This window comes from Pseudalkalibacillus sp. A8, assembly GCF_045920555.1.
Classification (GTDB): Bacteria; Bacillota; Bacilli; order Bacillales; family Fictibacillaceae; genus Pseudalkalibacillus.
On sequence record NZ_CP174509.1, the window covers coordinates 5,373,502 to 5,388,102 of the forward strand.

At 36.9% G+C, this 14,601-nt stretch carries 11 protein-coding genes and 1 pseudogene; 2 read left to right on the forward strand and 10 right to left on the reverse strand.

Annotated features, from left to right (window positions below; translation table 11 throughout):
- Positions 1 to 12: 12 nt before the first annotated feature.
- From ACJROX_RS26960 to ACJROX_RS26995, 8 genes are all read right to left on the reverse strand, one after another.
- On the reverse strand, positions 13 to 1,230 hold the full coding sequence (locus tag ACJROX_RS26960) for a glycosyltransferase family 4 protein (protein ID WP_408008269.1): 1,218 nt from the start codon (positions 1,228 to 1,230) through the stop codon (positions 13 to 15).
- Complete coding sequence (locus tag ACJROX_RS26965; protein WP_408008270.1) at positions 1,227 to 3,095, reverse strand: heparinase II/III family protein; 1,869 nt, start codon at positions 3,093 to 3,095, stop codon at positions 1,227 to 1,229. Before ACJROX_RS26965 ends, ACJROX_RS26960 begins: the two co-directional genes overlap by 4 nt.
- The gene (locus tag ACJROX_RS26970; protein ID WP_408008271.1) at positions 3,037 to 3,669 is read right to left on the reverse strand and encodes a sugar transferase; all 633 of its coding nucleotides are present in this window, start codon (positions 3,667 to 3,669) and stop codon (positions 3,037 to 3,039) included. The genes ACJROX_RS26965 and ACJROX_RS26970 overlap by 59 nt, the downstream gene beginning before the upstream one ends.
- Before the next feature lie 566 nt (positions 3,670 to 4,235).
- Complete coding sequence (gene galU, locus ACJROX_RS26975) at positions 4,236 to 5,126, reverse strand: UTP--glucose-1-phosphate uridylyltransferase GalU (RefSeq protein ID WP_408008272.1); 891 nt, start codon at positions 5,124 to 5,126, stop codon at positions 4,236 to 4,238.
- Between the two features lie 15 nt (positions 5,127 to 5,141).
- A complete protein-coding gene (locus ACJROX_RS26980) occupies positions 5,142 to 6,965 on the reverse strand; it encodes a polysaccharide biosynthesis protein (RefSeq protein WP_408008273.1) in 1,824 nt (607 codons plus the stop codon).
- 374 nt (positions 6,966 to 7,339) lie between these two features.
- Complete coding sequence (locus ACJROX_RS26985; RefSeq protein WP_408008274.1) at positions 7,340 to 8,104, reverse strand: tyrosine-protein phosphatase; 765 nt, start codon at positions 8,102 to 8,104, stop codon at positions 7,340 to 7,342.
- Between the two features lie 256 nt (positions 8,105 to 8,360).
- The gene (locus ACJROX_RS26990; RefSeq protein WP_408008275.1) at positions 8,361 to 9,059 is read right to left on the reverse strand and encodes a CpsD/CapB family tyrosine-protein kinase; all 699 of its coding nucleotides are present in this window, start codon (positions 9,057 to 9,059) and stop codon (positions 8,361 to 8,363) included.
- A gap of 13 nt (positions 9,060 to 9,072) precedes the next feature.
- Positions 9,073 to 9,789 (reverse strand): YveK family protein, encoded by a 717-nt coding sequence (locus tag ACJROX_RS26995; RefSeq protein WP_408008276.1) that lies wholly within the window; start codon positions 9,787 to 9,789, stop codon positions 9,073 to 9,075.
- A gap of 633 nt (positions 9,790 to 10,422) precedes the next feature.
- Between ACJROX_RS26995 and ACJROX_RS27000 the strand changes: the two genes are divergently transcribed.
- Both ACJROX_RS27000 and ACJROX_RS27005 read left to right on the forward strand, forming a co-directional pair.
- Positions 10,423 to 11,541, forward strand: a complete 1,119-nt coding sequence (locus tag ACJROX_RS27000; protein ID WP_408008277.1) for an RNA-guided endonuclease InsQ/TnpB family protein — start codon at positions 10,423 to 10,425, stop codon at positions 11,539 to 11,541.
- Between the two features lie 189 nt (positions 11,542 to 11,730).
- Positions 11,731 to 12,021 carry a DUF5317 family protein gene (locus ACJROX_RS27005; protein ID WP_408008278.1) on the forward strand — a complete coding sequence of 97 codons (291 nt, stop codon included), beginning with the start codon at positions 11,731 to 11,733 and terminating at the stop codon, positions 12,019 to 12,021.
- A 515-nt stretch (positions 12,022 to 12,536) separates the two neighbouring features.
- Here the strand turns inward: ACJROX_RS27005 and ACJROX_RS27010 are convergent.
- Together ACJROX_RS27010 and ACJROX_RS27015 are read right to left on the reverse strand one after the other, a co-directional pair.
- The gene (locus tag ACJROX_RS27010; protein WP_408008279.1) at positions 12,537 to 13,874 is read right to left on the reverse strand and encodes a glycerophosphodiester phosphodiesterase family protein; all 1,338 of its coding nucleotides are present in this window, start codon (positions 13,872 to 13,874) and stop codon (positions 12,537 to 12,539) included.
- A 328-nt stretch (positions 13,875 to 14,202) separates the two neighbouring features.
- Positions 14,203 to 14,328: pseudogene (locus ACJROX_RS27015) on the reverse strand (NADH-dependent flavin oxidoreductase); the annotation flags it as partial.
- Positions 14,329 to 14,601: the final 273 nt, after the last annotated feature.

A 14,601-nucleotide genomic window follows, 5' to 3' on the forward strand; every position in this document is an offset into this window, starting at 1 on the left:
ATAAATCTCCCTCTATGCTTTACTAATAATTTTCAAATATTGTTCAGCAAGCTTTCTTCTTGAATAATTCCGTTCAACAAAAGCCGGACCATTTATCTTTAATTTTTCTAATAATATTTTGTCGTTCTTAAGCTTGTTAATTGCCTGCTTTATTTGTTCAGGATCATCAGGTTTAACAACTTCTGCTGCTTTAGATTCATTTAAAATATCTGCTGATTCTCCTTCCAAACTAGCAACTATTGGAACACCACAAGCCATTATTTCAAACATTTTTGAGGGGATAAAAGTCTTGAACAATTCTATGTCCTTTAATGGTATTAAGGATATATCAGAAGTGTTATAAAACTCAGGAATAATCTCTTTAGGCTGCGAATCAACAAAAGTAACATTATTGATCTCCTGTTCACTAGCAATCTGCCTTAGTTTATCTTTCTCAGCACCTTCACCAATAAATAAGAATTGGATTTCCTTATCTTTTTCGAGACCTTTGGCGACCTCTAGTATTGTACTTAAATTCTGAGATATACCATGTGCCCCCACGTAAGAGATAACAAATTTATCTTCCAAATCATATTTATTAATGATTTCTTTATTTTTTTCCTTTGGGTAAAATAACTCCTGATTTACTCCATTGGTTATAACATGCACTTTGTTACTATCAATACCTCTGTTAACAACATTCTCTTTAAATGATTTCGTCACCATAATCAATTTTTTACTATTTCTGTAAAAAAACAGCTCCATCTTTTCTAAAATCCTTGTTATGAAGCCCTTTTTCATAACTCCTAGTTCAATCATTGCCGCAGGCCATAGGTCTCTAATTTCAAGCACAAATGAAGCCTTTTTTCTTAAGCTATACCAATATCCTGAGAAGATAGAAAAGAAAGTCGGGGAACTAGTTATTATTACATCCGGATTTTTTATTTTCCGCATGGATATCAATACAGAAGAAAACATGAAAGAGATATGTCCGAGTGTTTTTTTTATAAAACCTTTATTAGGTGTAGCATATACATAGTTCCTGTGCACATGGATACCATCCATTTCTTCATACATATATTTCATACCTCTGTATTCTTTAGATATTATTCCTGTAGGATGGTTAGGAAAACACGTAACTACATGTACTTCATTACCAAGTTCTACCCAGTGTCTAGCCATTTCGTATAATCTTGCGGATGGTGCTCCTATTTCAGGTGGGAAATAGTGACTTATAACAACTATCTTCATAACATAACTCCCATTTCTTCATAGTTAATAATTAGTTCTTTATCTCCTGTTATTTTAATTCCGTTTTCTAATTCTTCTATTTTGTAGTTAGCAGAATTAATATCTATTAAATATCCAAAATAACGTCCATAATTTTCTTTTTTAAGAACTAAATGTTTATTATCTTCTTTAACATTAAATTGTTCTGAATACCAACCTTGCTCCACAGTAATATCACTTATACCTATTGGTTTAAGCTTAATTGTTTCACTACCTTTATCTGCATAGACAATATCATCGCTAATTTCCACACTTGCATCAGGTACAAAGTGTAAGTAACTTTGGATGTGATCTTTCGAATAAGCATTTGCATAATCTAGAACAATCATTGTATTTTCATCTAGATAGCCGATGTACCTTTTATGTTGTTCACCGGTATAAGAAACATAGGAACCAGCATAAAATTGTATATCTTTATACAAGAATTGTTTTCTATTAACCTTCTTTATGCGTTTAGCCACTCTAAAGCTGCCCCAGAACTGTGATTGCTCTTTGTTTGATATTGAAATAGTGTTATGGGCTTTCGTACTTCTAAAGTAATCCCTCCATTGGCCACTTTCATACTGATAAGTTCCAGAATTAACAATGAAAGGTTCTCCTTTGATTGATAATTCAAAACTTAATGCATCACAATGACCATGAGCAGGCAGATAAGTTGGACAAATTTCTCCAGTATCAAAAATAAGCTTCTTATTTGAATCTTTAATAATATAAAATCCACTTTCTTTAAAGATAGTTTTAGGTACTGGACTTAATCCAAAATATTTGATACATGTTTCTAAAAGAGGTTTATAATCCTTACTAACTCCATCAGTACTATCATTAAAGGCTGGTGTCTTCCCAAAGTCCTTTTCAAAACTGTAGGTTACATCTATCATCTTTTGAAGATAGAAAATAAGATCATAATATATTGCTTCATCTTTAAGCCAGTAAGTTATTTTAATTAGATCTTCTAGGATTATTTTGTGATACATGGGACTTAATTCAAAATGCATTCCATCTTCTAGAATTTGTTCACTTAGCTGTTTTAATAATTCCTTTTTAAACTTTTCTTTCACTTTTATATCATCAAAAAAAACACTCCCGATAATAAGTGCTTTAATATTTTCAAAATAATGATTTCCTAAAACATCTTTTTCTAAATTTATTTGTAAATATTGATACTGTAAGAACAGGGACTCTCTATACATTTTATTAAATTCACTATCCAATTTGATAGCTTTTTCAAATACTTGATACGTAGCAATCCAGTTTGTGAGTCTTAATGAAATTGTATATGGATGCCATCCATCACCATAAGCATACGGATTATTATCAATCCAATTTGTAATCATGTCTCTAAATTTTTCATAGTACTTTGTTTGATTATTCCCAAATGAAAACTCATGAGCTATTTTGAATAAGTACTCAAAATAATGTAAGTTATATCTCCACAAATGTTGTAATTCTTTGTTATTCCACGCTTTTGATAATTCAATTTGGTTTGTTAAATTAATAAATGTAAATTTATCCTTAAAGATGTCATCGATGTCAAACCTATCTAAATACTCCTTATAAAAGTCTACTTCAGGTATAATGTAATCGTAGTTCTGCCTAACTTTTATTTCGTTAGGTATTTTTATTGATAATAATTTCCTTGTATATAGTTCTCGTTTTAACCTATTAAACAGTCTATAATATATCTGTGAAGGCTTGAGATATTTTACTGTGTTTATAAATAATGTAATTTTATTATCCATCCAGAAGCACCTTATCCATCTCTTAATTTTATTTTGTCTGATTTTTAGTAGCGGCAACCTCTTTTTTAGTTGTTGTTCCAGTTCCACCTTCAACAACCCCATCACTCTTCAAAACACTTACGATTGTTCCAAAGAAACACTTAACATCCATCCCAAAACTGATTTTCTCTACATACTCGCCATCCAACTTCGCCTTTGCTTCAATAGGAAGTTCATCTCTACCATTAATTTGCGCCCATCCAGTCAATCCTGGCGGAACATCATTAGCACTATACTTATCTCTTTCAGCAATAAGATCGTATTGGTTCCACAATGCTGGTCTTGGCCCAATAATACTCATTTGCCCAACAAAGATATTCCAAATCTGCGGTAACTCATCAAGTGAAGTCTTTCTTAAAAACTTACCCATTTTAGTAATATACTGATCTGGGTTTTCTAGCAAATGAGTTGGAGTGTCCTTAGGCGTATCTATTCTCATAGTGCGGAATTTCAAAATATTGAAATGTGTCTTGTTAATACCAATACGTTTTTGCTTAAACAGAACCGGACCTCTTGAGTCGAGCTTAATAGCAATAATTAGAATTAAATAAATCGGTGATAATACTATAAGTCCAATTAAAGAAAGAATGATATCTATTAATCTTTTAAATTTCATGTACATGCGTGTAACACTCCTTGAAATGTTATTTAGTAAGTTAGAACTTAATTGGAATCTCTATTTCCAACCAACTACTAAACCACTAAATTTAAGATATACCTACGTCGTACAATTATGCAAAATTATACTTCCCTCTAAATCAACATATTCAGGGGATTATTCCATCCATTTCTTATAGGATCTTAGATTATTATGCAAATAGACAAAATTAATATATTGTGTTACTCCATTTTAGATAGTCACCTCGTAATATCTATTCAAACTACCTCTTTTTCAAATTTAACCGAGTTTCTTCCTATTATATGTACCATTCAATCTCCGCTTCCTCCATCTCCAGACGTTTAGCATTGCATATATCTTCACTTGCTTTTTCCATGTATCTACGATAATCAACTATAATAACGATTATCGTTATAAGAACTAGAAGCTCTATCAGTGTAACTTCAGATGAATTATTTATTGAGTTTCATAATGGTAACCACTTTTGGCCATTCATATCAAAAATTTAGTCTACAAAAAAAATCATGAGTTGTGCTATTATCCAACGGATATAACACAACTCATAAGATTTACTGAGGTACTTTTTCCTTCATTAATATAGTTTCCAAGTAATCTAGTACATCACCCTTCAGATCATCCCGTTGTAAAGCAAATTCGACGGTGGCTTTGATGAACCCAAGTTTATCCCCAACATCATAGCGTTGACCCTCAAATTCATATCCGACCACCATTTGGTTTTCATTCAATTTCTTGATCGCATCGGTCAGTTGGATTTCTTGACCTGCACCTGGGGCAAGATTCTCAAGGATTCCAAAGATTTCTGGACGTAAGATGTATCGGCCCATGATAGCGTAGTTGGAAGGTGCTTCTTCTGGTTTAGGTTTTTCAACAAGGTTATCAATATGGAAAACACCGTTATTCAACAGACCGTTATCGATCGATATCACTCCATACTTTGAAGTATCTTCAATGGGTACTTGCTGAACCCCGATTACGGATGAATTGAAGCGGTCATAGACATCCATCAACTGTTTTAAACAAGGTGTAGGGGAATGGACGATATCATCACCTAGTAGTACAGCGAATGGTTCATCCCCGATGAATCGGCTTGCACAAGCAATTGCATGTCCCAATCCTAATGGCTCTTTTTGTCGGATATAATAAATGTTTGCCAGTTTTGAAATACCTTGGATTACTTCTAATTGTTCAAGCTTCCCTTTTTTCAGTAATGTTTCTTCGAGTTCGTAGGATTTATCAAAATGATCTTCGATTGCTCGCTTTCCACGACCTGTAACAATGATAATATCTTCAATTCCTGATTCTACGGCTTCTTCAATAATATATTGAATCGTTGGTTTATCGACGATCGGCAGCATTTCCTTTGGTTGGGCCTTTGTAGCTGGCAAGAATCGTGTCCCTAAACCGGCAGCCGGGATGATCGCTTTCCGTACTTTTTTCATATCATCTCTCCTCCCCTATTTAGCCAATGACAATCGATTGGCTGTTTCAACTCTGTTATGTGCAATATCCAATACCATATCTCTTACGGTTTGCTTGTCCATTTCGGTGAACTGTTTAATCAAGTCGAAGACCATGTTTAAATCGACATTCACTGATTTTCCAATGTAGATTTTCGGATAGATTTGTTCTTTATGCACTTCGTTTTTCCCTAGCAATTCTTCAAACAACTTCTCACCAGGCCGGACTCCACTGAACTCAATCCCGATTTCGTCCACCGAATACCCAGAAAGCTTGATGAGGTTTTCCGCAAGATCGACAATCTTGACTGGTTCACCCATATCTAAAACAAATATCTCGCCACCTCTTGCAAGTGCACCCGCCTGAATGACCAATCTTGATGCCTCAGGAATCGTCATGAAGTAGCGGACCATTTCTGGATGCGTGACCGTCACTGGACCACCTTTCTGGATCTGTTTTTTGAATAATGGAATGACACTGCCACGGCTTCCGAGTACATTACCAAAACGTACGGCTACAAAACGAGTATTGCTGACGGTGTCCATATGCTGGACAATCATTTCCGCCATACGTTTTGTCGCACCCATGACGCTTGTCGGGTTGACCGCTTTATCCGTCGATACCATTACGAATGTGCTAACTCCAGCATCACTTGCTGCTTCCGCAACATTTTTCGTACCGATCACGTTATTCTTTATTGATTCATGAGGATTCGCTTCCATTAATGGAACATGCTTATGTGCAGCTGCATGGTAGACGACGCTTGGACGGTACTTGTCCATTACTTTACCGATTCGTTCGCGATCTTGTACGTCTGCAATAATAGGAACGAATTCCATTGAATCACCGTATGACTCCCTTAATTCCATCTCGATTGTGTAGATACTGTTCTCGCCGTGCCCAAGTAAAATCAATTGTTCAGGATTGAACTTCGAAACTTGACGGCAAATTTCAGAACCGATCGATCCACCAGCTCCTGTAACAAGAACCGTATTACCAGTAATCGTTCCTGCTATATTTGCTGTATCCAGTTCAACAGGCTCTCTACCAAGTAAATCTTCCACTTTAACATCACGGAATTGATTGATAGATACTTCACCTAACATCAGATCTTCAATCATCGGAAGAATCTTTGTCTTAGCTTGTGTTTTCGCACATTCCTGGTAGATATTATTCAGTTCCTTCTTATTTAAAGAAGGAATCGCTATGACGATATGATTCACTTCTAAATCACGGACTACCTGTGTAATATCTGAAGTAGAACCTACGACAGGTACTCCCAAAACTTCTAAATGATGTTTTCTTTGGTCATCATCTATGAAGCCAACAGGATTCAAGTCAGTATCATTGCTTTGTTTCAACTGCCTGGCGACCATGCTCCCTGCTGCCCCAGCGCCAATGATTAATGTCCGGTTCTTTTTATTTTTAGGATTCATATATGTATCCCGATAAACTCTCCAGGAGAAACGTGAGCCTCCGATCAATAGCATATGTAGCATCCAGGTAATCATCAATGCTCTAAAATAGACGCTTTGAATTAGGATTACTTGTGTTAAAGCTGCAAGGATTACTGAATAGGTGACTACCTTGAATATGACAATGAGTTCACCGATACTAGCATACTGCCACGCCCGTTTGTAAAGTTTATAGATATAAGAGAAGAAATGATGTCCAAGCAGTAAGACTATAGAACTCATAATCAAGGGTAATGAAGTTAGCAAATTATTATAATTAAGTATAAAACTACTGATGAAGATTGCCGATAATACGATTAGTGAGTCAATAAAAATTAAGACTGACAACCGTTTTTTATAGGTCATTAAGCAATCCCTCCTTTTTATTCATTCAATATTTGTTGACTCGCCCATTTCTACTTGGTTTATATTTATGTACTGCACGTTTCTTACACTCAATAAGACGCACCTGCTGCGATAATCCTTATTCAAAGTAAGAAATAAAATACTTGTGAGTGTTTGTTAGAAATGTTTGGTAAACCCTATTAAATAGGGCTCGTAATGCGAACCTTATAGTTAAGGTCAATCATTTAATATGTAACAGGGCATCTAACCCAACCTCACACCATGCTAATGACAACAACTGTGTCTAAGGTGACTGGACCCACAGCACGGCCGAGTGCCTCCGTTGATAGCGGCAAGGAGACATCGCCGAGTGTATTTGGTAATTATTATTATCGTTAAAATATCCCTAAGAAGCGTTTTTTCTTGATTGGTTTTGGTGGATTCGTCATGATCGTTTCACCATTGATGAGCAGCACCGGATTTTCTTGTAATTGATACCGTGTTTTGATATCGAATTCCTTTTCGACTTGTTCGTATGCCCCCCGTAAATGGAACGCTCGACTCGAAATATTATGAGCATCAGAAGCGATGAAGTGCGTCAAGTCATGTTCGATCAGTTGATAGGAAAACTTCTGGATGTTTTTGCCGAAATTCCCTATTAAACTACTACTTGTTACTTGTGTCAGTACACCTTCATTTACTAGATCAAATAGCACATCAGGATTTTCAATGATTTCAACATTGCGTTCAGGATGTACGATAATCGGTGTAATTCCTTGGATTTGGATCTCATAGAGTAAAGATTGTGTATATTTTGGTATATGATTTGAAGGCAACTCGATATGTACATACTTATTTTGATTGCATAGTGTCAAAATTTCTTGGTTTTTTAGTTGTTCCAATAGTTCCGCGTTAATTCGTGGTTCTTGTCCAGGCAAAATCTGCAGGTTGATCCCTTCTTCCTGCAATACATCATTTAACTTTGTTACAGCTTGTTCGATAGAAGAACGGCTGTTTTGGAAATGCGCATTATAATGAGGTGTTGCAATAATTGTCGTAATTCCTTCATCGACGGCTTTTTTAGCCATTTCTAAACTATGCTCCAAATTAGCAGCACCATCGTCGACCCCAGGCAATATATGACAGTGTATGTCAATCATCAGCAACACCCCTCTTAGTTTACTACTAAATTATTATAATAAAACCTTTCACTCTATTACTATTTATTCCCAATCACAAAAAATGGCTACATTCGTTATCTTACCATAACTAAATTTGGAATCAATAGCAAAGAATGTCGGATAATGGGGAATCCGGTTCTTTTTATGATATTCGTCCCATTTAATTTTTGGGCTGTCTACGTCGATTTATGTCTGACATGCTCGCTTCAGACATTCAAGCCTTATTTTTCATGCTTTAAGACCCATAGTAGTGATAATATTGTCCCTTTTTCATTTTCTTCCGGTTCAAAACTACGCCCAACAGCTTCGCTTTAGCCGCTTCCAGTAATTCCTTCGACTTGAGTGCAGCTTCTTTTTCAGTGACACTGCTTCCGACTACAAGTACGACCCCATCACATATGTTTGCAAGGACCTGTGCATCCGTTACCGCAAGTACCGGTGGTGTATCAAAAAGAACGACATCATATGCCTCTAATGCTTCTTTTATCATTTCTTTCATCATTCTTGATCCTAACAATTCAGCAGGATTGGGCGGAATCGGTCCACTCGGTAGTACAGAAAGGTTTTCCACTTCTGTTTGTCTGCACCCTTCTGTAAGCGGGATTTGCTTCGTCAATACATTGGTGATCCCTTGTGCATTACTGACACGGAATGTGTAATGGGCTGTCGGTTTCCTCAAATCAGCATCGACAAGCAACACTTTTTTCCCTTGTTGCGAAAGTACGACTGCCAAGTTAGCCGTAGTTGTTGATTTTCCTTCTCCCGGTCCTGAAGAAGTGACCATCATTGTGCGATATTCGCTATCAGCTGACGAAAATTGTATATTCGTCCGGATCGTCCGGTATTGTTCTGAAATCGGTGACTTGGAATTATAATGTGTAATCAGACTTCGTTCTATGAAATCACGAACGGCTTGTTTTTGTCTACGTTTCAAAAAATCTCTCTCCTTACCCCGTCTTTGTTAATCGACTTTTCTGATGGAACTGCTCTTCATTCATTTCTGGAACAACGCCGATGACAGGCAAGTCTAATAAACTTTCAATATCTTGTTCTGTTTTAATCGTGTTATCCAAGTATTCTAGTAGAAATGCTAATCCTACTCCAGCCATCAACCCGACCACCAACGCAATCGCCATGTTCAATAATGGTTTAGGATTGACTGGTGAAGGGTTATCTGGCACTTCAGCCTCGGAAAGCATTTTTACGTTATTGCCACTCATAATTTCTTTTATTTCTTTTTGGAAAGTCTCCCCGAGGGTGTTTGCTATATTCACTGCTGTCAATGGATTCGGGTTTTCTACTACGATAGTAAAAACCTGTGAATTTTGTTCGGTTTTAACCGTGATGTTATTGGCTAGTTGGGAAACATTCATATCTAAATCAAGTTCATTGATGACCTGTTCTAAAATGGTCGGACTCTTGATAATCACACGATATGTATTGATCATTTCCACGTTCGTTCGCACTTGATTAATATCAAATGATTGTTGCTCAGCATTTGATTGATTGACAAGAATCTGTGAAGAAGATTGGTAGATTGGTGTCAATAGGAAATAGCTGACGAGTCCGCTGATGGCGGTTGCCACTAATGTGATCAATAGGATCAGCTTTATCCTTTTCATTAATGTCGAAAATATCTCCTTTAAGCTTATCGTTTCTTCCATAAATATCCCCCGTGTTTCTAAAAAAAATTTGTCGATGTCAAATGTATTATAGCAAGGCATCCCTGTCATTAATAGGGATTTATTAATATTTTTTGTAAAAAGGGAGTAAAGTTAGTCCTTAACTAACGGGGAATGAAAAGATTTTGGTCTGCATTTTGTCCAGTTTTTGAATCGAGTAGGCGAATTGGACTAGGTGTTTTTTTATGATAGATGAACCTCTTGACTTTGGTTTTCCAGGAATGAAAGCGTTATTATTTTCATATAATTTTACTTGAATATGATGTGAATCAGAGCCGATATGGTTCTGTGTTTTTATTTTGAAGAAAACCATTGGTCAAAATTACATATTAAAACTAGTATTCTCCTGTCGATATATACGAAAAAGCGAGCAATTTATCTTATAGGTAAGGCGCACTTTTATGGTATATGACGGCATCCTTGCAGCAATCTTGATCGGTCTTTTAAGAAAAGGGAATTTTAACAAATTCCGAAAGAATTCCCCTTCCTCAAGCCTGTGAAGGGCGTAGCTCAAGGATAGGGAGGGGATGAATTTCGGTTGCTGTAATCCAAACGCTTGTTCCCATCATCTCTTCTTGGTATAATTATCCACATAAACAATTGGAGGTGGTGACAATGTTGCTAAATCAAAAATATGAAATCTATCCAACAGAAGAACAAAAAGAAATACTGGAACGTTGGTTACAATATTGTCGTCAAACCTATAATTCTGCTCTTTTAGATAAAGAACGGAAATATAAACAAAACAAAGAAAATTACAGTCGTTATGATATGCAAAACCAACAAACACTAGATAAAAAGAAATATCCTTTTCTAAAAGAAGTACCTTCCCAGCCTTTACAGGAAGTCTTTGTGCGTCTACAAAAAGCGTTTGAAAGCTTCTTTCGTAAAGATGCAAAATATCCAAAACAGAAAAAGTATAAAGATTATAATAGTATGACTTTCCCTCAATTCGGTTTCAAACCAAATGGAATACATCGTTATGCTATGTCCTTTTCTGATAATGGTAAGATATACAATAAAAAGCTAGGTGAAATAGATATCTTGCTTCATAGACCATTAGGAGGAACAATTAAACAACTTATTATCAAACGTCAAGGAAAGAAATGGTATGCGATTTTTTGTGTCGAAAGACAAGCATTACCACCTTCTATTGATACGAATCGTGCAATAGGAATTGACGTTGGACTTAATAAGTATGCGGTCCTTTCTAATGGGTTAGAGATTAAAAACCCAAGATTTCTTCGTAAGAAAGAGAAACAACTAAAGAAGGCACAGCGTACTCTTTCTAAGAAGAAAAAAGGCTCTCTCAACTACATCAAACAAGTACAAAAGGTTCGTTCTTTACACGAGAAAGTCGCAAACCAGCGCAGAGATTTTCTTCACAAGCTAAGTTACAACCTGTCAAAAGATTATTCTGTTGTCGCTGTAGAAAATCTAAATATCTGCGGCATGGTCAGAAATAGAAAGTTATCGAAATCCATTTCGGATGCAGGTTGGGGAATGTTCCGAAACATGCTTTTGTATAAATGCGAAAAGCATGGAGGACTACTGAAAAAAGTAGAACCAAAATACACTTCTCAAGACTGTTCCTATTGTGGGAATCGTGTAAAGAAGTCACTTTCTATTCGTACTCATATTTGTACAAAATGCGGAACAGTGTTGGATAGAGACCAAAACGCAGCACGAAACATCCTACAAAAAGCATTAGAAGAATTACTTGTAACAAACTGAATCATACGAACTGTAGGGCAAGGTTGTGTCCGAACAGTATAATCTACGCCTATGGAGATTATGTAAGACGTAGTGGGAAACCCCTCTACGCAACGGTCTGCGAAACAGGAAGCCCCTTCTTCAAACATCCCGAAAGGGTGTTAAGGAGGGGTCATTCACACGGTTCTCTCAGTTGAAAATAAAATATGGTTGGGTCTTCTCCCTACCATCCTCTTTCTGCAAATCGGTGTTTTCCTGTTTCAAGCGAAGATGGATTGGTTGAGTTCGATCAGTGCCTTTATATTCATAGGGGTATATATTGTCGGGCTTGTTTTTTTATGGGTGAATCGCAAATTGGGGTTTGGCGTTCAGCTGATACTTGTTGGTGTATTATTGAATTTCATCGTTATAATCGCAAATGATGGCCGGATGCCGGTTTCCTTAGAAGCTGCAAAAGTCTTGGATCCATCTTACTCAGAAGCATTGGAAGTTGGGAATTAAAAATCCTACGCTAAGATCAAAAAATGATTGTTGAATACTTTAACGCTGTAAATACACGAGACTATATAGAAGAACATAGATATAATATCGTTTATGACGTTCAAAAGATAAGTGGAAGATGGAAAATGGTAAAAGGAATAGGAAAACTTATTAATTAAAGCCCTGTCTCAAGGGCTTTTTTATTTTAGGCCCCTTTTAACCATTGCTAAAACTGTAGTTATTAGATCTAGATCATTATTCAAAATTAAATCACGGTAGAAAAAATATATTTACTTTAAGAGTTGTTTTTATGTCTATTTTTATGAACATTATTCCATAAAAAAGAGGATCGATGACCGCCGCGACAAAGAGCAAACCATGGAGCGAAAAGTAAAGTCAGTTTAAAAACATATTATAAGAGGACCCTTACCACACTGTGGCAAGGGTCTATTTTTTTATGAAAGGTAAGGCTGATATCAGAAAACTCTCCTTCCAATTTTGCAAATCTCAACATATTTTCGGACGGTGACACTAAACTACTGCAAATCAAACTGAATGTAATCAAGGTTGTATGAACCAGTGCCCAAAACATTGACAGTAAACGTGTGAGTGCCTTTCTCCAAGTAGCGGTACTCCCATTCCTGAAGCTCGAATGCACGTTGATGAGTCGTATTTTTCAGCTTGATCTCCCCGCTTGATTCGCCAGCCCAATCCAAAGTGATGGTACCGGCCGGGGCTGCGGCTGCAGAAACTCTGCCAGAGATTTTATATAACCCTGGCTTCTGAATATTCACTTCGTATTTTGCCCACTCACCATCCACGTTATGGCTTACAGCAATCGCTCCATCAATATCGGAGACATCGACACCTTGTCGACCGTCCAGTTGGTCCTCAGCCTGAACCCGTACTGTGCGGTTTCCGTTTTGGAACTCCCAGTGCTCCATGTTGCCTCCGTCACGCCAGTAATCAAGCGCTTCGATATTATCAGTCTGCATCATATTTACCCCAAGCTTTGTTACGGCCTTCCATCCAAGATCCACATCTCTTAGTGAAGCCTCATCTGTGTATTTTGCAGCAAGGCCATTCCACATTACATTTACTAAGACCCTGCTGTTTTCTTTAATTTGGCGTACTTTCTCAGGCTGAATCTGCGGATCTAAAAGATTATCAAAGACGATTTCGTAGCCCACCGGCTGACGACCCGGGAACGTTCCTACAGTATTGGCGCTGTTATCGTTGATAATGTGCATATACAGAATTTCTGGATCTTTTGCCATAAATTCAGCCGCCTCTTCTACATTTGGGCTGCCCTTGAACAAACCATGATCAACTGTGTCCGTTTTAACAAGAACCTCATACATTTCCTCCCGGATTTTCCAACCCTTATCCAGGTTTATGATTGCGCGGTCCTTTACTGCAAGCATAACCTCCTCAAGCGTTGGAATTGCGTGCTCCGTCAGTTCTGCCGTTTTACCTCCGAGACCTTCCCTGAGACGAAGATCCTTAATTTGTGCAAGTGTGAGGTCAGAAACCTTCCCCGTACCATTGGTAGTCCGATCCACAGTCGTATCATGCATTAATACAGGTACACCATCAGCAGTCAGGTGGACATCTATTTCCACAACTTCAGTACCGTCCTCGATAGCCTCATTGATTGCTGCCAGCGAGTTCTCCGGATATTCACGCCATTGACCTCTGTGACCCATGATCATGAGTGGTGCATCGTCACTATGGTCGAGCAACTCCGAGTGAATCTGCTCAAAAGACTTGCTTTCTTGGGTAGTAATCGGATTAGAAGATGCTGCTCCTACTTGCTGTACCGGTGCTATTACAGAAGCGATTAAACCTAGTAAAAATAATTTTTTCAATTTCATTTTCTCAAAAACTCCTTTTAAATTTTATGGGGTAAAGCTTTGTTTAAATCTTTTCAACCTTCCAACCTATTTACCGAACGCGTCCTGTTTCATTATACTTTTACTCGTTAACTAATCAATTTGATTTACAAAATATTCACGCAGGTTTTACATGGTTTAGTACACTGGTTATTTATACAGGTAATTAGTGATGGGTCATAAGGACTGGATCATTCTATTTCTTTAGTTTGAGGATTGAGAAAGCGAGGACCTTAAATAAAAACCTCTCTATCTTTTTAAGGACTGAGAGGTTTAAAATCATCATTAAACATTTAATATTAATTCGTTTTTAGTTATACAGTATCCCCGGAAACCATCCAGGAGTATTTACAATTGCATTCCAAAGCGGATTTGGAATGACAAGCTCTTTTTGCTTAATTTTATCTATTTCTGTCACAATCTCAGATTCTGTCCCTCCATCTAGTCTAAAATCCATTTTTGATTGGAAGTCTTATTCCATTAATAGCCCTTTAATAAAATAACTTGACTAGCCTTTTTAAACATCTGAAAGACTTCAACCAGGTATCTTCATTAATGAAACTTCATCGGGAACAGAAATGATATCATGAACAGAACCCAAAACTGAATATTCGGATCCGTCCACGCTTTATAACAAGCTTGCACTGGTGCATGGAAATTATAAGTTCCCGATCTTTCACAGAGGTATTGTTCTCGGAAAAGCTCATTT

Coding starts and splice junctions, on each gene's coding strand:
- ACJROX_RS26960 (WP_408008269.1), bottom strand. CDS start 1,230: ATGAAGATAGTTGTTATAAGTCACTATTTCCCACCTGAAATAGGAGCA.
- ACJROX_RS26970 (WP_408008271.1), bottom strand. CDS start 3,669: ATGTACATGAAATTTAAAAGATTAATAGATATCATTCTTTCTTTAATT.
- galU (WP_408008272.1), bottom strand. CDS start 5,126: ATGAAAAAAGTACGGAAAGCGATCATCCCGGCTGCCGGTTTAGGGACA.
- ACJROX_RS26980 (WP_408008273.1), bottom strand. CDS start 6,965: ATGACCTATAAAAAACGGTTGTCAGTCTTAATTTTTATTGACTCACTA.
- ACJROX_RS26985 (WP_408008274.1), bottom strand. CDS start 8,104: ATGATTGACATACACTGTCATATATTGCCTGGGGTCGACGATGGTGCT.
- ACJROX_RS26995 (WP_408008276.1), bottom strand. CDS start 9,789: ATGGAAGAAACGATAAGCTTAAAGGAGATATTTTCGACATTAATGAAA.
- ACJROX_RS27000 (WP_408008277.1), top strand. CDS start 10,423: ATGTTGCTAAATCAAAAATATGAAATCTATCCAACAGAAGAACAAAAA.
- ACJROX_RS27010 (WP_408008279.1), bottom strand. CDS start 13,874: ATGAAATTGAAAAAATTATTTTTACTAGGTTTAATCGCTTCTGTAATA.